The sequence below is a fragment of the Citrobacter sp. RHBSTW-01013 genome (genome assembly GCF_013781985.1).
Classification (GTDB): domain Bacteria; phylum Pseudomonadota; class Gammaproteobacteria; order Enterobacterales; family Enterobacteriaceae; genus Citrobacter; species Citrobacter braakii.
Map to the genome: position 1 here is coordinate 1,758,928 of NZ_CP056185.1, position 22,754 is coordinate 1,781,681.

Below are 22,754 nucleotides of genomic sequence, written 5' to 3' on the forward strand. Positions count from 1 at the left end.
ATTTACCTGAATCTGCACGGATGTGTTATAATTTGCGACCTTTGAATCCGGGATACAGTAGAGGGATAGCGGTTAGATGAGCGACCTTGCGAGAGAAATTACACCGGTCAACATTGAGGAAGAGCTGAAGAGCTCCTATCTGGATTATGCGATGTCGGTCATTGTTGGCCGTGCGCTGCCGGACGTCCGAGATGGCCTGAAGCCGGTTCACCGTCGCGTACTTTACGCCATGAACGTATTGGGCAACGACTGGAATAAAGCCTATAAAAAATCTGCCCGTGTCGTTGGTGACGTAATCGGTAAATACCACCCTCATGGTGATACCGCCGTTTACGACACCATTGTTCGTATGGCGCAGCCATTCTCCTTGCGTTACATGCTGGTAGATGGTCAGGGTAACTTTGGTTCTGTCGATGGCGACTCCGCAGCGGCGATGCGTTATACGGAAATCCGTATGTCGAAAATCGCCCATGAGCTGATGGCTGACCTGGAAAAAGAAACGGTGGATTTCGTCGATAACTACGACGGCACCGAACAAATTCCTGACGTCATGCCAACCAAAATTCCTAACCTGCTGGTGAACGGCTCGTCCGGTATCGCGGTAGGTATGGCGACCAACATTCCGCCGCACAACCTGACGGAAGTGATCAACGGCTGCCTGGCATACATTGACGATGAAGACATCAGCATTGAAGGGCTGATGGAACATATTCCGGGTCCGGACTTCCCGACCGCCGCGATCATCAACGGTCGTCGTGGTATTGAAGAAGCCTACCGTACCGGCCGTGGCAAAGTGTACATTCGCGCGCGCGCGGAAGTCGAAGCGGATGCCAAAACTGGCCGTGAAACCATCATCGTCCATGAAATTCCGTATCAGGTGAACAAAGCGCGCCTGATCGAGAAAATCGCCGAGCTGGTAAAAGACAAACGCGTTGAAGGTATCAGCGCGCTGCGTGACGAGTCTGACAAAGACGGTATGCGCATCGTGATTGAAGTGAAACGCGACGCAGTCGGGGAAGTGGTTCTGAATAACCTCTACTCCCAGACCCAACTGCAGGTTTCTTTCGGTATCAACATGGTTGCGTTGCACCATGGACAGCCGAAAATCATGAACCTGAAAGATATTATTGCTGCGTTTGTACGTCACCGCCGTGAAGTCGTAACCCGCCGTACTATCTTTGAACTGCGTAAAGCCCGCGATCGTGCGCACATCCTTGAAGCACTGGCGATTGCGCTGGCGAACATCGATCCGATCATCGAACTGATCCGCCGTGCGCCGACCCCGGCAGAAGCGAAAGCAGCGCTGGTCGCGCGTTCGTGGGAGCTGGGTAACGTTTCTGCCATGTTGGAACGTGCCGGCGATGATGCCGCGCGTCCTGAATGGCTGGAACCGGAATTTGGCGTGCGTGACGGTCAGTACTACCTGACTGAACAGCAGGCCCAGGCCATTCTGGATCTGCGTTTGCAGAAACTGACCGGCCTTGAGCACGAAAAACTGCTCGACGAATACAAAGAGCTGCTGGAGCAGATCGCTGAACTGCTGCACATTCTGGGCAGCGCCGATCGTCTGATGGAAGTCATCCGTGAAGAGATGGAGCTGATTCGTGAACAGTTCGGCGACGCACGTCGGACCGAAATCACCGCGAACAGCGCTGACATCAACATCGAAGATCTGATTAGCCAGGAAGATGTTGTCGTGACCTTGTCTCATCAAGGCTACGTGAAATATCAGCCGTTAACCGATTACGAAGCGCAGCGTCGTGGAGGTAAAGGCAAATCTGCAGCACGAATTAAAGAAGAAGACTTTATCGACCGCCTGCTGGTGGCCAACACCCATGACACGATCCTCTGCTTCTCCAGCCGCGGTCGTTTGTACTGGATGAAGGTTTATCAGTTGCCGGAAGCAAGCCGTGGTGCGCGTGGACGTCCTATCGTCAACCTGCTGCCACTGGAAGCTAACGAACGTATCACCGCAATTCTGCCAGTACGTGAGTACGAAGAAGGCGTCAACGTCTTCATGGCAACCGCCAGCGGTACCGTGAAGAAAACAGCGCTGACCGAGTTCAGCCGTCCGCGTTCAGCCGGTATCATTGCGGTTAACCTGAACGAAGGCGATGAGCTGATTGGCGTCGACCTGACGTCTGGCAGTGACGAAGTTATGCTGTTCTCTGCTGCCGGTAAAGTGGTGCGCTTCAAAGAGGGGGCTGTTCGTCCGATGGGACGTACCGCGACCGGCGTACGCGGTATCAAACTGGCGGAAAGCGACAGCGTGGTATCGCTGATCGTTCCGCGTGGTGAAGGTGCTATCCTGACCGTTACCCAGAACGGCTACGGTAAGCGTACGGCGGCGGAAGAGTATCCGACCAAGTCTCGTGCGACCCAGGGCGTTATCTCCATCAAAGTCACCGAGCGCAACGGTTCCGTTGTCGGCGCAGTGCAGGTTGAAGATACCGACCAGATCATGATGATCACCGATGCAGGTACGCTGGTGCGTACTCGCGTGTCGGAAATCAGCGTGGTAGGACGTAACACCCAGGGCGTTATCCTCATCCGTACTGCGGAAGATGAAAACGTTGTGGGTCTGCAACGCGTTGCTGAACCGGTTGATGATGAAGAGCTCGACTCCATCGACGGTAGCGCTGCTGAAGGGGACGAGGATATCGCGCCTGAAGCGGAAAGCGATGACGATGCAGCGGACGACGCTGAAGAGTAATTAAGACGTGATAAAAAGGGCCGGAAATATCCGGCCCTTTTTTTTAATTCATTCGCTCCACTATCATCGCAATGCCCTGACCGCCGCCGATGCACAGCGTGGCCAGTCCAAGCGTTTGATCCCGTGCCTGTAGCGCATGCAGCAGCGTCACCAGTATTCGTGCGCCGCTGGCGCCGATAGGGTGTCCCAGCGCAATTGCCCCACCGTTGACGTTAACCTTTTGCGGATCAAACCCCAGCGTTTTACCAACGGCAAGAAACTGAGCAGCAAATGCCTCGTTAGCTTCGATCAGATCGATATCAGAAAGCTGTAAGCCGCTCAGTTGCAGTGCCTTCAGCGTGGCGGGAACCGGCCCCATGCCCATCATAGCCGGAGCTACGCCGCCACTGGCCCAGGCTTTGATTCGCGCCAATGGCTTCAGCCCAGCCTCCAGTGCTGCGGACTCTTCCATTATCACTAATGCCGCTGCACCGTCGTTGATCCCCGAGGCGTTACCTGCGGTGACGGTTCCTGCTTTATCAAAGGCTGGACGCAATGCGGCGAGGCCTTCTGCCGTCGAGTCAGCTTTGGGGAATTCGTCACGCTCAACGATGATGGTTTTCTTCCGTGATGACACGCTGACGGGCACGATTTCAGCCTCAAATGCGCCAGACTCGATTGCGGCAACGGCTTTACGCTGTGACTGCAGAGCCAGTTCATCCTGCATTTCGCGGCTGATGCCATACTCTTTGGCAACATTTTCTGCAGTGATCCCCATGTGGTAACCATGCTCGGCGCAGATCAGGCCATCGCGCAGAATCACGTCGGACAATTGCCCGTCACCGAGGCGATAGCCCCAGCGGGCTTTTGCGTCTAACAGGTAGGGGGCCAGGCTCATGTTTTCCATCCCTCCCGCGACGATCGCCTGGGCTTGTCCGGCCTTGATAGCGAGGGCGGCAAGCGCCACGCTTTTCAGGCCAGAGCCGCACACTTTGTTGACGGTAAAGCCGCAAACGGTGTCGGACAGGCCGCTTTTTAATAATGCCTGACGCGCTGGGTTTTGCCCGAGTCCTGACTGCAGCACGTTGCCCATAATCACCTCGTCCACGCGCTGTGGGTCAAGGTGCGCGCGTTCAAGAGCGGCTCTAATGACGATTGATCCAAGCTCGACGGCACCCGTAGTTGCCAGTGCGCCGTTAAAACTGCCGATTGCGGTACGTGCCGCGCTGACGATGACACAGTTTTTCATTTTTCAGTTCCTTTAATTAAGTTGTTGCCGTCAGAACAAGGTCAATCCAATAACAAAAATGACGCCGGAGAAGAGCAGGGCGGTGATGCAGTAGCCCATAATGTCGCGTACTCCGAGACCGGCGATGGCCAGCGCGGGTAGCGCCCAGAACGGTTGTGCCATATTCATCCACTGCTCACCGTAGGCGATGGCCATGACTGATTTGCCAAGATCGGCACCCAGCGCCTGAGCGGCAGGCATGACGAACGGTCCCTGAATAACCCAATGGCCACCGCCGGATGGCACGGCAAAGTTAATCAGGGCTGAACTGAAGAAAGTCATCAGTGGGAAGGTATCTTTGTTGGCAACGTTGATGAAAAATTCAGTAATGAGCCCACCGAGGCCGGAGTGCTCCATCATCAACTGAATGCCGGCATAGAAGGGGAATTGCACCAGAATCCCGGCGGTACTCCGTGCGGCAGCACTAACGGCACGCATATAGGCCATCGGCGTTTTGTGCAGCAGCAGACCGGCAATCATAAACATCAGGTTGACGGTGTTGATGGTGATGTTGAAACCTTTCTCGGCAAAGTAGATACCCAGATAGGCAATCCCTAATGCACCGATGATCAGCGCCAGAATGCGGCTCTCTTCCAGTTTTTCAGATGGCGGCGCATCTGGTGGCAGTTTCTTTTGAAAATCAGCTTCTTCCAGTAAAAGTTTCGGATCGATGCTCACCACATCTGAAGGTTTTGGCGTCATCATCCGGGTGATAAACGGCATCACCACAATCAGGCCGAGCGTGATGAAAATATTGAAGCCGGTGAACAGGGTATCCGCGACAGGAATGAGCCCCGCTACGTGCTCGACCGGGTTGCCAGGCGTTGCCGCCAGCAAAGGCATTGAGCCGGAGAAGCCGCCGCCCCAGGTCAGGAACCCGATGTAAGCGCAGGCAATCAGTAACGGATAATCGGAACCCGGTACCCGACGAGCAACTTCGCGGGCGAACATCGCCCCGACCACCAGACCAAATCCCCAGTTAATAACGCAGGCAACTGAACCAAAAAAAGTCACCAGCATGACGCCCTGAGCGGGGGTTTTGGCGGCTGATGCCGCCGTACGCAGCAGGCTTTTCACCGGCCCGGAACTGGCTAACGCATGGCCGGTTACGATGATCAGCGCCATCTGCATACCAAACGCCAGCAGGTTCCAGAAACCGTCACCCCAGAATTTCACCATGCTGATGGGGGTCTGCGGCGTTAACCACAGCGCGATGCCAAAGGTCAGCAACGTTAATAACATGGCGAAAATCAGTGGGTCGGGCAGCCAGCGGCTGACTACCCGTGTCATAAAGCGGGCGATGCGGCCAATCATGCGTCACCTCGCAGGATGCGCAGATCGTCGGCAATTTCAAACTGTGCTTCGGTTTTTTCACATAGCGTGGCGATGTCGCATCCTTCGACGATTTCAGTCAGCCACATCTTGCCATCTATAAAGCGGAATACAGCCAGCTCGGTGACCAGCATATGCACAGCATGCTGTGCAGTGAGCGGCATGGTGCATTGACGCAGGATTTTTGCGGAGCCGTCTTTTGCGCAATGCTCCATGGCGATAATGACTTTACGCGCACCGGTCACCAGATCCATTGCGCCACCCATGCCGGGCACCATCTTGCCGGGAACCACCCAGTTGGCGAGGTTTGCCTGCTCATCGACCTGCAACCCGCCAAGCACACAGGCATCAACATGACCGCCGCGAATCAACGCGAACGACATGGCGCTATCAAACATCGCCGCGCCCGGCAAAATACCGCACGGTTGGCCGCCCGCGTTCACCAGGTCAGGATGGGCGGTGGTGACTGGGCCCAGTCCCAGAAAACCGTTCTCAGATTGCAGCGTAATGTGAATATCAGCAGGTAAGTAGTTAGCTACCATCGTTGGCAGGCCGATACCTAAGTTGACGATATCGCCATCGCGAAGTTCTTGCGCCACCCGGCGCGCAATACGTTGTTTAGCATCCATGATTAGCTCTCCTGTGGAATGACGATATGGTCGATAACGGCGCCGGGGGTCACAATCTGGTCAGGCTGCAGCTCCCCTGTTTCAACCATTTCGTCCGGTTCGACCAGCGTGATATCAGCGGCGAGGGCAATCAGAGGGTTAAAGTTACGGGCGCTGAGCTGGTAGGTGAGGTTGCCAAGCATGTCAGAGCGGTGGGCGCGAATAAGCGCTAAATCGGCGCGTAATGGGCGTTCAAGCAGCCAGGTTTTACTCTCAAGCGTCATGGTTTGCTTGCCTTCTTCCACGATGGTGCCAACGCCAGTGGGGGTGAGAAAGCCGCCAAGACCCGCGCCGCCGCAGCGAATCTGTTCGATCAGGGTACCTTGCGGAACCAGCTGTACATCCATCTCGCCGGCAATCATGCGACGACCGGTTTCCGGGTTTGTACCAATGTGCGAGGCAATCACTTTGCTCACCCGCCCATTGACGATCAGGGGGCCGATACCGGTATCGACAAAGGCGGTATCGTTAGCAATCAGCGTCAGATCTCTGACGCCGGATTCCAGCAGGGCTTCAACCAGACGAGGTGGTGTGCCAACGCCCATAAAACCACCGACCATGATGGTCATGCCATCACGAAAGAAGCCCGCAGCGTCTTGTAAGGTAATCAGTTTTGTTTTCATTATGTTTCCCTTTTTGCATACTCCATTTTGGGTACGCTCAGGGAATTGCAAGCAGGGTGCCAGAATGACTAAAGAAACGTATTAATGTTTAGTTTATTGAATTTATTGGTTTATTTTTGTGGTCTTGGTGAAAGGAGACCACGAGGGGTTATGCAGAATTTTGCGCAGTGTGCAAAATTCTGCATAGCAAATTTGCGTATCAGGAACCCGATGGGTCGATGCCGTACTCTTGTAATTTATACATTAAAGCGCGACGGCTAATTCCCAGCATCAGCGCCGTGCGGGTGCGATTGCCGTCCTGATTGTCGAGGACTTCGAGGATAATTCGTTTTTCCTCACGCTTAATCTCTTCTTTCAGATTGCGTTCCCCGGAGTAAGTCGGTTTTGTTTCTGTTGTGGCGCTCACCGGGTTGCGCAACGGGTCGGGGAGATCGTCGGCAAAGATCACCGCACCGGTATTCATAACGACTGCACGTTCGATGACGTTTGACAGTTCGCGAATGTTACCGGGCCAGGGCCAGGCGGTGAGGATCGACATCGCCGTCGGGTCGATTTCGATAATATCCCGCTGATTTTCAGAGCTGAATTTTTGTAAAAAGTGGTTTGCTAATAAGGCAATATCTTCACGACGCTCGCGTAATGGCGGCAAAGTCAGATGGATAACGTTGAGACGGTAAAACAGGTCTTCTCGAAACGTTCCTTCCTTCACCATCGTTTGCAGACAGCGGTTGGTGGCGGCGACGATTCGAATGTCAACGCGAATGGTCTGGTGCCCGCCGATGCGTTCAAACTCCCTCTCCTGCAAAATGCGCAGCAGCTTGGCCTGCAGCACCAGCGGCATCTCGCCAATTTCATCAAGCAATAAAGTTCCCTGATGAGCGCGTTCGAACAATCCCTGGCGTAATGTCTGTGCCCCGGTAAACGCGCCTTTTTCGTGACCAAATAGCTCGCTTTCCAACAACGACTCCGGCAGGGCCGCGCAGTTAATTTTGATAAAAGGGCCATTGGCGCGTTTGCTGTTGTAGTGAATGGCGCGGGCGATCAGCTCTTTTCCTGTGCCGCTTTCACCGCTAATCAACACGTTTGCCTGGGAGAGGGCGATTTTCGCCGTGTCTTTACAGATATCCATCATACGCGGGCTGGTGGTCAGAATGTGTCCCCACTGCCAGCTGGTGGTCAACGCTTTATGCAGATTGCGGATTTCCTGTTTCATCTCCTGCAGTTGCAATGCGCGTTGAATCACCATGCTTAGCTCGTCGAGATCAAAGGGCTTAATCACGTAGTCGAATGCGCCGCTACGTAAAGCTTCTACTGCGGTTTCTACTTCAGCGTAAGCGGTCATCAGAATGACGGGGATCCGTGGTTGCTGCGTGCGCATAACTTTCAGCGCGTCGATACCGTCCATCTCCGGCATGCGAATGTCCATCAGCACCACGTCTGGCTGCGTTTCGCTAAACAGGCTCAGCGCGGCTTTCCCGTCGCTGGCGCAATGTGTCTCATGCCCTTGCAGGGAAAATGCGGTGGCAAGCATACGGCGAACATTTTCTTCATCATCAACGATGAGAATACGATAGGTCGTTTTCATTCTGACGGATTTCCCTGCGGGTTAAGAGGTAAAATCAGAGTGAATATCGCCCCGCAGCCAGGCTGGCTGGTTACGTGGATATCCCCCTGATGCGCGTTGATGATGCGCTGGCTCAGCACCAGTCCAAGACCGGTGCCTGATGCTTTTGTCGTAAAAAAGGGATCGAATATTTTCTTCTGTATGGCGAGATCGATACCGTTGCCATTATCTTCAATCATCACGGCCTGTTGCGAGGCCGAGTATTGCCAGGTACGGATGCGAATTTCGCCTCGCGCAGCGATCGCCTGCACCGCATTGATTAAAATATTGAGGATCACCTGTTTGAGAAGCTCGCGATCGGCGACGATCGGCGGCAGGCTGGGATCTAATTCCGTTGTAAAGGCGATCCGTGCCTGCAGGCCAGCGGTTTGCACCAGGATTAGCGTCTCTTCAATGAGTGCATTGAGCCGAATCTGTTGCCACTGGCTTTGTCGTGGGCGAGAGAAATCTAACAGTTGTTGAATAACTTTATTGATGGAATCAATTTCATTCAGCACAACAGATAAATATTCCTGATGTTCCGGCAGCGAGGTTTGCTGGCGGATGATCTGGACGTAGCCACGAATTGCGGTCAGCGGGTTTCGCACTTCATGCGCGACGCCGGCCATCAGCTCACCCAGGGTGGCAAGCCTTTCAGTTTGCGCCAGCCGACGCTGGGTCTCTTTACGGGCGGTTAAATCGGAGAAAATAACCAGCGCGCCAATCAGCTCGCCGTGTGCGTTATGGATCCGACTGGTGGTTACACTGATCTCAATGGTGCGTTCTCGTCCTGGAAAGCTAATCTCCTGGGCCACATGTTCAGTACCGTGCTCAAGGGTGTCCAGTACCGGGCTATAAAACTGCGTATTGGCAAAGAGCGTCGCATAGGGCTGTCCGACCAGCTCATGCAGCGTGTAGCCCGTTATCTGTTCTGCCGCCGGGTTCATGGTGGTAACGTCGCCTTGCCTGTCGATGGCGATCACGCCATCTGCGGCATTTTCAATGATCAGATCGTTAAGGGTTTTGGTTTCCCGTAGCGTTTGTGCCAGCGCATTGACGCTACGGCTGATTTGTCCTAACTCGCCGGGGAGTTCAGGCAATCGGGTAGGGGTTTTTTGTGCCAGCGTGGAAAGCCCATCGGTGATGATGTCGATATTCGCACTGAGTCGGCGTGAGAAGTGCACGATGAGCAGCAGACTACAGATGAGCCCGGCAACCAGTACGGCAATAATCCTGACGTCCATTCTCCAGGCCTGCTGGCGGATATCTTCGGTGAGCTCATTGGCCCAGATATACCCAATAACCTCTCCCTGGCGCGCTATTGGGATCATCGAGTTGAGTATGTCGCCGCGAACCTGTCGCCCGGAATAGACCACAGGCGCGTTGCTACTCATCACTTCGCGTCCGGGATGATCCTCGGTGATGGTGATACCTACGTTGCCTTGGTAAAGCGCGGAGGGGGCGTAGGTGATAATGGCATCCAGCGCTTTGTGATAATACCCGGCGCCAATACCGGGAAACGCTTGCGTAATGCGCTCGGTGATGGGGGCCAACTCTTGATTAAGCGCGCGAATGCGTGCTTCACGCGGCAAATTTGGGTAGTGACTAAAGCGGTCGCCCAGCGCATCGTTTAGCAGGGTTATCACCGATGACAGTTTTTTCTCTTTTTCAGATAAGACTGCTGAACGGCCTTCAGTTTCTACGATATAACCTATAGATATCGTCGGAATGATGACCATCAGGATGGCCATCATGATCATTTGGTTGCGTAATCGTCGTGGGTATAACCGACGAGCCAGCCATCTCAGGTCGCGCATTCTGACATCCGTGCAGTGTTTTTCAGGCAAACGACGATTATCACGGGTTAAGACAATGGTTTCAGAGCGGTGTATCATATTCCCGTAAAGAGAGGGCATTGCGACGCCGGACATTTACCGCTACCTTAACCACACTCTATTAATGCCCTGAGGCGGAGCTTCGCCCCTTTGAAATACCTTGCTTCCGTTCATTCAACGCTAAAAGTCTCACGCTATCTGTTCAGGGCGATGGCGCTCCTGATCTGGGGGCTAATCGCATTTGCCTCCGTTTTCTACATCGTGAATGCGCTGCACCAGAGAGAGTCCGAGATTCACCAGGAGCTTAACCTCAGTTCCGATCAGGCCCAACGTTACATTCAGCGCACCTCTGATGTGATTAAAGAGCTGAAATATATCGCGGAGAATCGCTTAACGGCGGAAAACGGCGTGATGTCGTTGCGCGCGCGGGATGATAAAACCGCCGTGCCAAACTTCGAGCCACTGTTTGCCGACTCCGACTGCTCGGTGATGGGCAACGCCTGGCGAGGTTCGCTGGAATCGCTGGCGTGGTTTATGCGCTACTGGCGGGATAACTTTTCCGCGGCCTATGATTTGAATCGTGTGTTCCTGATCGGCAGCGACAACCTTTGCATGGCCAATTTCGGTCTGCGTGATATGCCTGTCGAACGTGACGGGGCGTTGAAGGCGCTGCATGAGCGCATTATTAAGTATCGCAATGCGCCGCAGGACGAAAACGGTAATAACCTGTTCTGGATTAGCCAGGGGCCGCGGCCGGGGATAGGCTATTTCTATGCGCTGACGCCGGTTTATCTCGCTAATCGCCTGCAGGCGCTGTTGGGTGTGGAACAGCCTATCCGCATGGAGAACTTTTTCACGCCGGGCAGTTTGCCGATGGGTGTGACCATCCTTGATGAAAATGGTTATGCGCTGATTTCGCTCACCGGCCCCGAGGGGAATATTAAGGCTGAACCTCGCTGGATGCAGGAGCGCTCCTGGTTTGGCTATACGTCGGGTTTTCACGAACTGGTGCTGAAGAAAAACCTGCCCCCGTCATCGCTAAGCATTGTTTATTCAGTACCGGTCGACCTGGTGCTGGAGCGGATCCGCATGATGATCCTGAACGCTATTCTGCTGAATGTGCTGGTTGGCGCGGCGTTATTTATGCTCACGCGCATGTATGAGCGGCGCATTTTTATTCCTGCGGAAAGCGATGCCCAGCGTCTGGAAGAGCACGAGCAGTTTAACCGTAAAATCGTGGCTTCTGCGCCGGTTGGGATTTGTATTCTGCGTACGATAGATGGCATTAACATCCTGAGTAATGAGCTGGCGCACACCTATCTCAATATGCTGACGCATGAAGACCGGCAACGGTTAACGCAAATTATCTGCGGCCAGCAGGTCAATTTTGTTGATGTGCTGACCAGCAACAATACCAATCTGCAAATCAGCTTTGTGCACTCGCGCTATCGTAATAAAAACGTGGCAATTTGCGTGCTGGTTGACATCAGCGCTCGCGTTAAAATGGAAGAGTCGTTGCAGGAGATGGCGCAGGCGGCGGAGCAGGCGAGCCAGTCCAAATCGATGTTCCTTGCGACGGTAAGCCACGAGCTGCGTACACCGCTGTATGGCATTATCGGTAACCTTGATTTGTTGCAAACCAAAGAGTTACCCAACGGAGTGGATCGCCTGGTGACGGCGATGAACAACTCTTCCAGCCTGCTGTTGAAGATTATCAGCGATATTCTCGATTTCTCGAAAATTGAATCTGAACAGCTGAAGATTGAACCGCGCGAGTTTTCACCGCGTGAAGTAATGAATCATATTACGGCTAACTATTTGCCGCTGGTGGTTCGCAAACAGCTGGGGTTGTACTGCTTTATCGACCCGAATGTACCGGTGGCGCTCAATGGTGATCCGATGCGTTTGCAGCAGGTGATTTCCAATCTACTGAGTAATGCTATCAAGTTTACCGATACCGGCTGCATTGTGCTGCACGTGCAGTGTAACGAAGACTATCTCAGTATTCGCGTGCGTGATACCGGGGTTGGGATCCCTGCCAAAGAGGTCGTCCGCTTGTTCGATCCTTTCTTCCAGGTGGGAACCGGCGTACAGCGTAATTTCCAGGGAACCGGGCTTGGTTTGGCTATCTGTGAAAAACTGATCAGCATGATGGATGGGGATATTTCCGTCGATTCTGAACCGGGAATGGGTAGCCAGTTTATGCTGCGTATTCCGCTTTATGGCGCGCAGTACCCGCTGAAAAAAGGTATCGAAGGGCTTGTCGGCAAACGTTGCTGGCTGGCGGTGCGTAACGCGTCGCTGTACCAGTTTATTGAATCCAGTCTGGCGCGTAACGGGATGACGGTGCAGTGCTATGAGGGACAGCAACCGGATGCGGATGACCTGCTGATTGCCGACGATGTGCTGGACCAGGCGTGGCAGGGACGCGCCGCGGTGATTTTCTGCCGTCGTCATATCGGTATTCCGCTGGAAAGGGGGCCTGGGGAGTGGGTGCACAGCGTGGCATCGCCTCACGAACTGCCCGCGCTGTTGGCGCATATCTACAGCCTTGAGCTGAGCAGTGAAGAGCTTTCAACGGCGTTGCCAGCCCCGGATAAAGTTGCTGCAACTAACGATGACATGATGATTCTGGTGGTCGACGATCATCCTATCAACAGGCGTTTACTGGCCGATCAGTTGGGATCGTTGGGATATCAGTGTAAAACCGCGAATGACGGCGTGGACGCACTCAATGTACTGAGTAAAAACCATATCGACATCGTGCTGAGCGACGTTAACATGCCGAACATGGATGGTTATCGCCTGACCCAGCGTATTCGCCAGTTAGGATTAACCCTGCCGGTTGTCGGCGTGACGGCCAACGCGCTGGCTGAAGAGAAGCAGCGTTGTCTGGAGTCAGGTATGGATAGCTGTCTGTCTAAGCCGGTGACGTTAGATGTATTGAAGCAGACGCTGACGGTCTATGCGGAAAGAGTGAGAAAGGCGCGGGAATAAAAGAGGTCGGATGGGGCGTTAGCCTTATCCGGCCTACGTAACACGCACAATATCGTGTCATTCGTAGGCCTGATAAACGCCGTGCCATCAGGCACGTCGATGTTAATAGAATTACTCTTTGTCTGAAGGACTCAGCGTGACGGAAGAAAGGTAATTCAACAGGGCGATATCGTTTTCCACACCGAGTTTCATCATTGCCGACTTTTTCTGGCTGCTGATGGTTTTAATACTGCGGTTGAGTTTTTTCGCGATTTCAGTAACCAGGAAACCTTCGGCAAACAGGCGCAGAACTTCGCTCTCTTTCGGTGACAGACGTTTGTCGCCGTAACCGCTGGCGCTGATTTTTTCCAGCAGACGAGAAACGCTTTCCGGGGTGAATTTCTTACCCTTCTGCAGCGCGGCAAGCGCTTTCGGCAGATCTGTTGGCGCGCCTTGCTTCAGGACAATTCCTTCAATATCGAGATCCAGTACCGCGCTCAGGATTGCCGGGTTGTTGTTCATGGTGAGAACAATAATCGACAGGCTCGGGAAATGGCGCTTGATATACTTAATTAACGTGATCCCGTCACCGTATTTATCTCCCGGCATGGAGAGGTCGGTAATCAACACATGAGCATCTAACTTAGGCAAATTGTTGATCAGTGCAGTGGAGTCTTCAAATTCGCCGACAACGTTTACCCACTCGATTTGCTCAAGTGATTTACGAATACCGAACAGTACAATCGGGTGGTCATCGGCAATAATTACGTTCATAGTGTTCATGTATTGGGCTACCTTGCTACAGCAAGCTCTTGACGTAATCGTCAATGTCGCTGATGTATTTTTCTATACCTGGAGCATCTTTCTCTTGAATAAGATGTTCCAGCGCTTCACATAACTGCTTGCCGGGTACCAGATTAAGCATGGCAAACACGCCTTTCAGGCGATGGGCCGTTTGGGCTAACGCAGCGAAATCGCTGGTTGCTGCCTCAGTATACAACCTCTTAACATCATCCGGTACTGTGTCTACAAAGAGTGCATAGTAACCACTGGCATGAAGTTCGGCGTTTTCATCTCCGCCGAGGGGGAGTTCCTGGATCTCTTCTTGTGCCAGCTGCTCTTCTATCAGCTCGAGGACAGCTTCCTGCATAGCATTGCTCATATTAAAGTTGACGCGCAGCTGACCAGGGCCAATTTTCCGCACGCCAGACTCATCATCGCTTAAAAGAAGGCCTGAGGCAGTAAGATTAGACGGATTATCTGTTAAAAAGAGATCATATTCTTGACTATTCAACCGCTCATCAGGCGTGATGCAGGTTGCTCCCCAGTTCTCCAGTTGGCGTAATACGATGCTGCGTACGTCATTAGAGGTGACATCAACCATTATGCAGACGTCATCTAACAAACGCTCTTCACTTTCAGCATGTTGATCGTGCAGCGGCATTTTAACATGGACTATATAACGTGTTCCAAGTTCTTCCCGCGCTTTAATGTTCAGGTGTCCACCTAGCTTGCGGGCGAGCTGATCGCATAACCAGAACGTCAGCGGGTTGGCCTTGCTATACCGATCGCCCTGGGTGTCATTGATGAACGGGAAGTGCAGGTTATCAACTTCATTCAACGTGACACCTTGCCCGGTATCCAGAATGCGGAAGGTCAGGCGTTCAGTCTCCGACTCATCCTGGTCGACTTCCAGCGTGATTTTGCCAATTTGCGTGGTGGTTACCGCATATTGGATCAGCAACAGCAAAATACGGCGCAGGGCATCGCGGTCGCCGCGGCGTTCATCATGGGCGCTAAGGTGATTTTTAATCAGTAGCTGCAGCCCTTTACGTTTAATGGCTGGCAGAACCTCCGGAACCACGTCATCAATTAACGCCTGCACGGAAAACAGCGTCGATTCACTTTTCCAGGCGTCGCTTTCCAGCAGGTTGGCCAACTGGATTTCATCTACCATACGCACCAGAACGTCTGCCTGATTGGCCAGTTTCTGGCTGTCCGGGCTATTCAGTGCGGCAGCATTAGCGGCAAGTGTTTTCGCCGGGTCTTTCAGTGCGCTGCCGATATTCTGCATAAAGGCCGCCCGGGCCTGCTGGTTTTTCTCATACAGTCGCTGCGCTTGCTTCAGCTTCTTATTAACCAGCACTTCGCGGTCCTGGTCACGAATAATAAAGATCTGCGTTCTCGATGAGATCTGGCTGCGGAACAGCCGGATCTCATACAGCTCATTATTGATGGTGGCCTGAATCACCCCCTGATGCTGCTCCGCCATACTGGTAATGTTTTGCAAATTTAAATGCGGTAACAGGTGGTCGGCAATTTTATTGCTGATAACCGTGCGGTTTGCTTCTTGATCGTGCACCAGCAAGCCCAGAGGCAGCAGGGACACAATCTCTTCATTGATGGCGCGCAGAACACGCAGTTCATTATTTGCCGCAAGGTTTGGTACCACTTCGGTGGAACGGGCAGGGAGGTGGCGAAAGGTGGTATAGCCAAACAGCGCCAGGGCCAACAAAGCAATGTTGAGTAACAGCGGCAGCAGAATGCTTTGTAAGGTGTCGAGCAGCAATGAGCCAAACGGAACCTGCCACACCAGCCGCATATCCGTTGAGTTTAGCGCCGAAGAGATCTCAATTTTACTGTTGTTGAAATTAATGCTGACGCTGTCAGGCGACTCTTTTTCATTCAGATGCTCGGTTGTTGACGTGGCATCTGGAACCAGATGGAAGCTGTCCAGCGGCATGCCGGGTGGGATCAAGTCATTAATCGGCAGGTCAAAGGCGACAACCGTTGCCAGATGTCCAGGCTGATTAAAGGTCGTGCGTAGCGTGAAGTAATGCCCGTTCTGCCACGCCAGACGGCGCAGTGAAGAGAAGCTTTCACGTTCATCCAGCGCATTGGCCTGTTGTAACATTTCCGCGCGCCGTGAATCGACAATATTACCAATCGTCGACTCTTTAAAACCGGAAGTCAGATCTTTTAGCGGCAACGTTGAGATAAGGATCAGGCTATTGTCCTGACCATTCAGGTAATACATAGACCACGGAACATTTTCCGCGCCCCACAGCGTATCAAGATAGGTTGAGATGCGTTGGGTCATCTCCAGCGTAGAACTGTCATGGGAACCGAAAATCAGCGCCTCGGTCTTTCTGCGCGGTTTCTCAAGATAATAGACGTCTTGTTTCAGACGCGTTTCCTGCAGTCCTTCTGCACCAGGTGAACTGGCCGTGGCGGCAATATTGTCATAGATTTGCCAGGTCACGTATCGCCAGGTATCGACCCTTTTATGAATGGCATGGGTGATATCGACAATCTGATAGCTCTTATCCTTTAACCAGGTGTTGACGGCGCTCTGGACCATAACGCCCATCATCACCAACAGCACAACGATCAGTAATAAGAAGAAACGGGTAATACTTCCCGGTAGCAGGGAGAATCGGGTAGAAGCCGTTGTGTCAGACTGACTCATTCGTGTTTATGACCTGTTAAACGACGCGAAAGATGATGGGGCAGTATAAAGGGTAATATATGAATTGCCACACTTACACCACGCCGGATGGCCCGCATTTTTTACGCTCCATTCTGTTGCAGCCATCACAATGCAAAGGTGTACAGTGGATCATGTACAGGATCTTTAGCTACAACCAATTGAAATAGATAGAAAAAAGGCTTCGTTTGTGATCTGATTTAATCGCAAAAAAAAACCGACACGCCCGAAGCCATGACTATTATCAATGCAACCCAGTACCTCAAGCAACTTCTTAGCTCTTCTGAACTCAACCGGATCGGTAAATTTACCGGTTTTTGTCAGCGACTCCGGGATATCCAGCCTGCGAGACTACTCCCGGCTCTGCTCTCAGGGCTTGGTTGCGACAAGGTGGATGGTATTGCTGGTTTGCATCGCCATTTCAATGCGTTGCAGCTCCATGATACTGACCAAATAGCGTATAAACCCTTTCACAACCAGTTACGCAAGCAGGGTTTTCCCTTGTTCATGCGCGCACTGGTTGAACGAGCCATCGCCTTACGCCTCAAGGAGTGTCTACCGGACGCCCACGGACTGGCAGGCTTTGAGCAGGTACTGCTGCAGGACGGGTCGTCATTCGCGTTACATCCGCAATTGGCAGAACATTTCCCGGGCCGATTCAATAAGCACAGCCCCGCTGCGGTAGAGTGTCATATGACCATGTCCTTGCTGGACCAGTCGCCGATATCGATGAGTATCACGGCGGATACCGAATCGGAGCGCAAGCATCTTCCGGCCGCAAATTCGTTAAATAACAAACTGTTATTGGCGGATGCCGGTTACATCAGCCGCGAGTACTTTGCTGATGTGACCAAAGCCAAAGGAAGCTATCTGGTCAGAGGGAGTCAAAATCTCAATCCCAAAGTACAGGCAGCTTACCGACAGGACGGCAGGGAAATGCCCAAGTTACTCGGAAAAAAGCTCAAGGATATCGATCGGAGAAGCTGCAGAGCCGAGGTTCTGGATCTGGATGTGAGTTCGGGAAAGTATAAATATCGACTCATAAGACGTTGGTTTGCAGAGGAAAAACGGTTCTGTATATGGATGACCAATCTTCCGCGTGAGCGATGGCCAGCCGAGAAGGTGATGGCATTGTATCGTTGCCGTTGGCAGATCGAACTGTTGTTCAAAGAGCTGAAATCACATAACCGGTTGAAGGCGTTCGCGACACGACAAAAAGCGATAGCGGAAGGCTTGATCTGGGCTAGTTTGCTGGCCTTGCTGGTCAAACGTCGGCTGGCGCTGACGCTGATTGGCAGCGCGGAGTTATCGATGCTGAAGATTGCCAAAAACAGCGCGCTTTGGTTAATGCCGATATTGGCGAGCATCATCCATGGTGCGTGGCAGGAAATAACAGAGAAGTTGGAGTGGGCAATGGTGTATTTATCCAAAAACGGCAAAAAGAGTAGGCAGAGAAAATCCAAGCAAAACAACACGTTAGACGGTATTATTAATTCGCTTGCCGCTTAAGGTTCTGTACATGTACAGTGGATAAAGGCGGGTACAAATATTTGTACGGAATGTATACATTTAGCATTAAATAACAAGAAATTATTAATCAGATTTATATCTGAATACGACGCAATGAGATAGTTAATAGTTGTTATAGTTTTGCATCGGTAGCACAGAACGGTAAGTTTTGTGTAAGGAAGGGTAAAAAAAAACCGAACGCGAAGCATTCGGTTGAAATAGGGGTAAACAGACATTCATGAATGAATGACGGTAATAAATAAAGTTAATGATGATAGCGGGTCTATTTTAGTTGCGAGTGAAGATTTTGTTTTGTCATTCAGTGCTATAACTATTTTCAATGTAACTTATTGATTTTAAATTTAATTAAAACAGTTCTTGATTATTTGTGCTTATTTTGCCTGTTTTTTGATTTTAAAAAAGTTCCCTCGTATTAATATTTTGAAACATCTATGCCGATAAATGAAACACCTTAAAAGTTTTAGTATCATATTCGTGTTGGATTATTCTGTGTTTTTGCGGAGAATGAAGTTGCCGACTGGTTAATGACCTTAATCAGTATGCAGTGGCATAAAAAAGCAATAAAGGCATATAACAGAGGGTTAATAACATGAAAGTTAAAGTACTGTCCCTCCTGGTACCAGCACTGCTGGTAGCAGGCGCAGCAAATGCGGCTGAAATTTATAACAAAGACGGCAACAAATTAGACCTGTACGGTAAAGTAGACGGTCTGCACTATTTCTCTGATGACTCCACTAAAGATGGCGATCAGACCTATATGCGTATCGGCTTCAAAGGCGAAACCCAGGTTAACGACCAACTGACCGGTTACGGCCAGTGGGAATACCAGATTCAGGGTAACTCCTCTGAAAACGAAAACAACTCCTGGACCCGTGTGGCGTTTGCTGGTCTGAAATTCGCTGACGTAGGATCTTTCGACTACGGTCGTAACTATGGCGTAGTTTACGACGTAACGTCCTGGACCGACGTTCTGCCGGAATTCGGCGGCGACACCTACGGTTCTGACAACTTCATGCAGCAGCGTGGTAACGGCTTCGCGACCTATCGTAACACCGACTTCTTCGGTCTGGTTGATGGCCTGAACTTTGCCCTGCAGTACCAGGGTAAAAACGGTAGCCCGGAAGGCGAAGGTATGACTGGTGTGACCGGCAACGGTCGTGATGCGCTGAGTCAGAACGGCGACGGCGTTGGCGGATCTATCACTTATGATATCGGTGAAGGCTTCGCGCTGGGTACTGCAGTCACCAGCTCCAAACGTACTGACGAGCAGAACCGTCTGAACTTCGGTACCGGTGACCGTGCTGAAACCTACACTGGCGGTCTGAAATACGACGCGAATAACGTTTACCTGGCAGCACAGTACACCCAGACCTACAACGCAACGCGTGCGGGCAACCTGGGCTGGGCTAACAAAGCACAGAACTTTGAAGCTGTTGCGCAGTACCAGTTCGACTTCGGTCTGCGTCCGTCCGTGGCTTACCTGCAGTCCAAAGGTAAAGACCTGAACAATGGTTACGGCGACCAGGATATCCTGAAATATGTTGATGTTGGCGCGACCTACTACTTCAACAAAAACATGTCTACCTATGTTGATTACAAAATCAACCTGCTGGATGACAACCAGTTCACCCGTGATGCTCGCATCTCTACCGATGATATCGTAGCGCTGGGTCTGGTTTACCAGTTCTAATCTGCGCTCATGTCGTTAAAAGGCCCTGCGGGGCCTTTTTTAATGCCGTTTTTTCGTCGTACAAACAACGATTTTTGGTGTACTCTTGCGCCCGTTCGCATGAGGATAATTACGTATGGAAGTGAATTTCTATCGCGCAGCACTACTGGCTGTGACGATCTTTTTTGTCGGGTGCGATGAAGCCCCGAAACCTGCCCAGACCACACAACCTGCCACCGTTCTGGAAGGTAAAACCATGGGCACTTTCTGGCGGGTCAGTGCGGTGGGCGTAGATGCCAAACGCGCCGGGGAACTGCAGGCGAAGATCCAGGCTCAGTTGGATGCCGACGATCAGCTTCTCTCTACCTATAAAAATGATTCTGCGTTAATGCGCTTTAACCTGTCGAAAAGCCTGTCGCCATGGCCGGTTAATGATGCTATGGCCGATATCGTGACTTCGGCGTTACGCATTGGCGCAAAAACCGGTGGGGCCATGGATATTACCGTGGGTCCGTTGGTCAATCTGTGGGGCTTTGGCCCGGATCAGCAACCGGTGCATATTCCTACGCAGGCGCAAATTGACGCCGCAAAAGCGCAAACCGGGCTTTCACATCTGAAGGTTGTTAATGAGGCGCATCGGAACTACCTGCAAAAAGATTTGCCCGAGCTGTACGTGGATCTCTCGACCGTTGGCGAAGGTTATGCCGCCGATCATCTGGCACGATTAATGGAGCAGGAAGGGATCGCCCGTTATCTGGTATCCGTTGGTGGAGCATTGAACAGCCGCGGTATGAATGCAGACGGGCTTTCGTGGCGAGTCGCGATTCAGAAACCGACCGATCGCGAAAACGCGGTGCAGGCGATTGTCGACATTAACGGGCATGGCATTAGCACCTCCGGCAGCTACCGTAACTATTATGAGCTGGACGGTAAGCGCCTTTCCCATGTTATTGATCCGCAAACTGGTCGTCCGATTGAACACAACCTGGTATCTGTAACGGTAATCGCACCAACGGCGCTGGAGGCTGACGGTTGGGATACCGGTTTGATGGTTCTCGGCCCGGAAAAGGCCAAAGAGGTTGTGCGTCGTGAAGGACTCGCGGTCTATATGATTATAAAAGAGGGCGAGGGGTTTAAAACCTGGATGTCGCCGCAGTTTAAAAGCTTCCTGCTCAGCGAAAAAAATTAAAAAGCAAGATTGCGGGTTTTTGTATCCGGCTATGGGGACACTCTGAGGCTAAGCGCTATGCTTAACAAAGGAGTCCATAATGAAAAATCGTTTACACATAACTGATGATGACCGCTGGCAGTCCGTTGTGGATCGTGACGCTGACGCTGACGGTCAGTTTGTTTTCGCCGTCCAGACTACCGGCATTTTCTGCCGTCCGTCCTGTCGGGCGAAACATGCGCTGCGCAAAAATGTCACTTTCTTTGCCGATGCCCGGCAGGCGCTGGCCGCCGGTTTTCGTCCCTGTAAACGTTGTCAGCCGGATAAAGACAGCGCCCACCAGCATCGGCTGGAGAAAATAGCCCACGCCTGCCAGTTGCTGGAGCAGGAATCTCCCCTCACGTTGGACGAGCTGGCGCAGCAGGTGGCGATGAGCCCGTATCACTTACATCGCCTGTTCAAAGCCACAACGGGCATGACCCCCAAAGCGTGGCAGCAGTCCTGGCGCGCCCGCCGTCTGCGCGATGCGCTGGCGAAAGGCGTTCCGGTAACGCAGGCAATTCTCAACGCCGGATTTCCCGATAGCAGCAGCTACTACCGAAAAGCGGATCAGACGTTAGGCATGACCGCAAAGCAATTTCGTAAAGGTGGTGACAACGTTTCTGTACGCTATACCCTGGCAGATTGCTCTCTGGGTCGCTGTCTGGTGGCGGAAAGCGAACGCGGTATCTGCGCGATCTTACTTGGTGATGATGACGCTACGTTGGTTGCGGATCTGCATGAGCTGTTTCCCGCCGCTCAGGATGTGCCAGCAGATACCGATTTTCAGCAGCGCGTGCGCGAAGTGATCGCCGCAATCAATGCGCGTGACGCGCCGTTATCGCTGCCGCTGGATATCCGGGGAACCGCATTTCAGCAGCAGGTGTGGCAGGCGTTGCGCGCAATTCCGTGCGGCGAAACGATGAGCTACCAGCAACTGGCCAGCGCCATTGGCAAACCGAAGGCGGTGCGTGCGGTGGCCAGCGCCTGTGGGGCGAATAAACTGGCAATCGTCATCCCGTGTCACCGGGTGATCCGCGGCGATGGCGCGCTTTCTGGCTACCGGTGGGGCATTGCGCGCAAAGCACAGTTACTGCAACGTGAAACGACTGGCGAGGAAACATAATGCTCGATCTCTTTGCGGATGCGAAACCCTGGCAGGAGCCGCTGGCGTCAGGCGCGGTTATTCTGCGACGCTTCGCTTTTGACTGCGCACCGTCTCTGCTGCAGGCGATAGCGGCTATCGCCAGACAGTCGCCGTTTCGCCAGATGGTGACGCCCGGCGGCTACACGATGTCGGTGGCAATGACCAACTGCGGTCGTCTGGGCTGGACGACGGATCAACATGGTTACCTTTATTCTCCTTTTGATCCGCTAACCGGCGCGCACTGGCCGCCGCTGCCGGATGCATTCGCTGACCTGTGCCAACAGGCAGCGACGGCGGCGGGCTATGCTGATTTTCAACCCGATGCTTGTCTGATTAACCGCTACACGCCAGGGGCAAAACTGTCCTTACATCAGGATAAAGACGAACCCGACCTGCGGGCGCCGATTGTCTCGGTGTCGCTAGGATTGCCGGCCATCTTTCAATTTGGCGGCTTGCGCCGTAATGACCCCTTAAAGCGTTTGCTGCTGGAACATGGCGATGTGGTGGTGTGGGGCGGTACTTCGCGGCTGTTTTATCATGGGATCCAGCCGCTTAAGACGGGGTATCATCCGTTGACCGGAGACTGTCGCTACAATCTGACGTTTCGTCAGGCGGGTAAAAAAGAATAAAAATAAGAATTATTATTGCTGTCAGCGAAGAGATGTTTAAACTGCGGGCTGTTATTACTTGTCCGGGT

The 22,754-nt window shown here is 52.5% G+C and carries 14 protein-coding genes and 1 pseudogene; 7 read left to right on the forward strand and 8 right to left on the reverse strand.

The genetic code is table 11. From position 1 onward, the window contains the following. Positions 1 to 76: 76 nt before the first annotated feature. The gene (gene gyrA, locus HV350_RS08565) at positions 77 to 2,713 is read left to right on the forward strand and encodes a DNA topoisomerase (ATP-hydrolyzing) subunit A (protein WP_016153796.1); all 2,637 of its coding nucleotides are present in this window, start codon (positions 77 to 79) and stop codon (positions 2,711 to 2,713) included. A gap of 43 nt (positions 2,714 to 2,756) precedes the next feature. Here the strand turns inward: gyrA and HV350_RS08570 are convergent, their stop codons facing one another. The 6 genes from HV350_RS08570 to atoS form a co-directional block, all read right to left on the reverse strand. Next, a complete protein-coding gene (locus HV350_RS08570) occupies positions 2,757 to 3,941 on the reverse strand; it encodes an acetyl-CoA C-acetyltransferase (RefSeq protein WP_075847746.1) in 1,185 nt (394 codons plus the stop codon). Between the two features lie 30 nt (positions 3,942 to 3,971). Then, on the reverse strand, positions 3,972 to 5,294 hold the full coding sequence (locus tag HV350_RS08575) for a TIGR00366 family protein (RefSeq protein WP_016153794.1): 1,323 nt from the start codon (positions 5,292 to 5,294) through the stop codon (positions 3,972 to 3,974). Continuing rightward, positions 5,291 to 5,941, reverse strand: coding sequence for a 3-oxoacid CoA-transferase subunit B (locus HV350_RS08580; protein WP_016157021.1), 651 nt, complete (start codon positions 5,939 to 5,941; stop codon positions 5,291 to 5,293). Before HV350_RS08580 ends, HV350_RS08575 begins: the two co-directional genes overlap by 4 nt. Positions 5,942 to 5,943: 2 nt before the next feature. Next, positions 5,944 to 6,603: an acetate CoA-transferase subunit alpha gene (gene atoD / locus HV350_RS08585; protein WP_181630248.1), complete on the reverse strand. Its 660-nt coding sequence runs from the start codon at positions 6,601 to 6,603 to the stop codon at positions 5,944 to 5,946. A gap of 199 nt (positions 6,604 to 6,802) precedes the next feature. Beyond that, on the reverse strand, positions 6,803 to 8,188 hold the full coding sequence (atoC, locus tag HV350_RS08590; RefSeq protein WP_019077262.1) for an acetoacetate metabolism transcriptional regulator AtoC: 1,386 nt from the start codon (positions 8,186 to 8,188) through the stop codon (positions 6,803 to 6,805). Beyond that, entirely contained in the window at positions 8,185 to 10,023 is a 1,839-nt protein-coding gene (atoS, locus tag HV350_RS08595) for a two-component system sensor histidine kinase AtoS (RefSeq protein WP_181630250.1), read from the reverse strand. The genes atoC and atoS overlap by 4 nt, the downstream gene beginning before the upstream one ends. Positions 10,024 to 10,191: 168 nt before the next feature. Between atoS and rcsC the strand changes: the two genes are divergently transcribed. Continuing rightward, positions 10,192 to 13,038 carry a two-component system sensor histidine kinase RcsC gene (rcsC, locus tag HV350_RS08600; RefSeq protein WP_181630252.1) on the forward strand — a complete coding sequence of 949 codons (2,847 nt, stop codon included), beginning with the start codon at positions 10,192 to 10,194 and terminating at the stop codon, positions 13,036 to 13,038. 111 nt (positions 13,039 to 13,149) lie between these two features. Here rcsC and rcsB read toward each other — a convergent pair whose 3' ends face one another. Beyond that, entirely contained in the window at positions 13,150 to 13,800 is a 651-nt protein-coding gene (gene rcsB, locus HV350_RS08605) for a response regulator transcription factor RcsB (RefSeq protein ID WP_003027592.1), read from the reverse strand. A 16-nt stretch (positions 13,801 to 13,816) separates the two neighbouring features. Continuing rightward, a complete protein-coding gene (gene rcsD, locus HV350_RS08610) occupies positions 13,817 to 16,486 on the reverse strand; it encodes a phosphotransferase RcsD (protein ID WP_181630254.1) in 2,670 nt (889 codons plus the stop codon). Between the two features lie 252 nt (positions 16,487 to 16,738). Here rcsD and HV350_RS08615 point away from each other — a divergent pair, with 252 nt between their 5' ends. From HV350_RS08615 to alkB, 5 genes and pseudogenes are all read left to right on the forward strand, one after another. Next, complete coding sequence (locus HV350_RS08615; RefSeq protein WP_011191341.1) at positions 16,739 to 18,013, forward strand: IS4-like element ISApu2 family transposase; 1,275 nt, start codon at positions 16,739 to 16,741, stop codon at positions 18,011 to 18,013. 610 nt (positions 18,014 to 18,623) lie between these two features. After that, positions 18,624 to 19,724 (forward strand): porin OmpC, encoded by a 1,101-nt coding sequence (locus HV350_RS08620; protein ID WP_016153787.1) that lies wholly within the window; start codon positions 18,624 to 18,626, stop codon positions 19,722 to 19,724. 115 nt (positions 19,725 to 19,839) lie between these two features. Continuing rightward, the gene (apbE, locus tag HV350_RS08625; RefSeq protein ID WP_016153786.1) at positions 19,840 to 20,892 is read left to right on the forward strand and encodes an FAD:protein FMN transferase ApbE; all 1,053 of its coding nucleotides are present in this window, start codon (positions 19,840 to 19,842) and stop codon (positions 20,890 to 20,892) included. Between the two features lie 79 nt (positions 20,893 to 20,971). Further along, entirely contained in the window at positions 20,972 to 22,036 is a 1,065-nt protein-coding gene (gene ada / locus HV350_RS08630) for a bifunctional DNA-binding transcriptional regulator/O6-methylguanine-DNA methyltransferase Ada (RefSeq protein ID WP_151222484.1), read from the forward strand. After that, positions 22,036 to 22,726, forward strand: a pseudogene (gene alkB / locus HV350_RS08635) (DNA oxidative demethylase AlkB). Before ada ends, alkB begins: the two are co-directional and overlap by 1 nt. The last annotated feature ends 28 nt before the right edge of the window (positions 22,727 to 22,754 follow it).

Coding starts and splice junctions, on each gene's coding strand:
- gyrA (WP_016153796.1), top strand. CDS start 77: ATGAGCGACCTTGCGAGAGAAATTACACCGGTCAACATTGAGGAAGAG.
- HV350_RS08570 (WP_075847746.1), bottom strand. CDS start 3,941: ATGAAAAACTGTGTCATCGTCAGCGCGGCACGTACCGCAATCGGCAGT.
- HV350_RS08575 (WP_016153794.1), bottom strand. CDS start 5,294: ATGATTGGCCGCATCGCCCGCTTTATGACACGGGTAGTCAGCCGCTGG.
- HV350_RS08580 (WP_016157021.1), bottom strand. CDS start 5,941: ATGGATGCTAAACAACGTATTGCGCGCCGGGTGGCGCAAGAACTTCGC.
- atoD (WP_181630248.1), bottom strand. CDS start 6,603: ATGAAAACAAAACTGATTACCTTACAAGACGCTGCGGGCTTCTTTCGT.
- atoC (WP_019077262.1), bottom strand. CDS start 8,188: ATGAAAACGACCTATCGTATTCTCATCGTTGATGATGAAGAAAATGTT.
- atoS (WP_181630250.1), bottom strand. CDS start 10,023: ATGCGCGACCTGAGATGGCTGGCTCGTCGGTTATACCCACGACGATTA.
- rcsB (WP_003027592.1), bottom strand. CDS start 13,800: ATGAACACTATGAACGTAATTATTGCCGATGACCACCCGATTGTACTG.
- rcsD (WP_181630254.1), bottom strand. CDS start 16,486: ATGAGTCAGTCTGACACAACGGCTTCTACCCGATTCTCCCTGCTACCG.
- HV350_RS08615 (WP_011191341.1), top strand. CDS start 16,739: ATGACTATTATCAATGCAACCCAGTACCTCAAGCAACTTCTTAGCTCT.
- HV350_RS08620 (WP_016153787.1), top strand. CDS start 18,624: ATGAAAGTTAAAGTACTGTCCCTCCTGGTACCAGCACTGCTGGTAGCA.
- apbE (WP_016153786.1), top strand. CDS start 19,840: ATGGAAGTGAATTTCTATCGCGCAGCACTACTGGCTGTGACGATCTTT.
- ada (WP_151222484.1), top strand. CDS start 20,972: ATGAAAAATCGTTTACACATAACTGATGATGACCGCTGGCAGTCCGTT.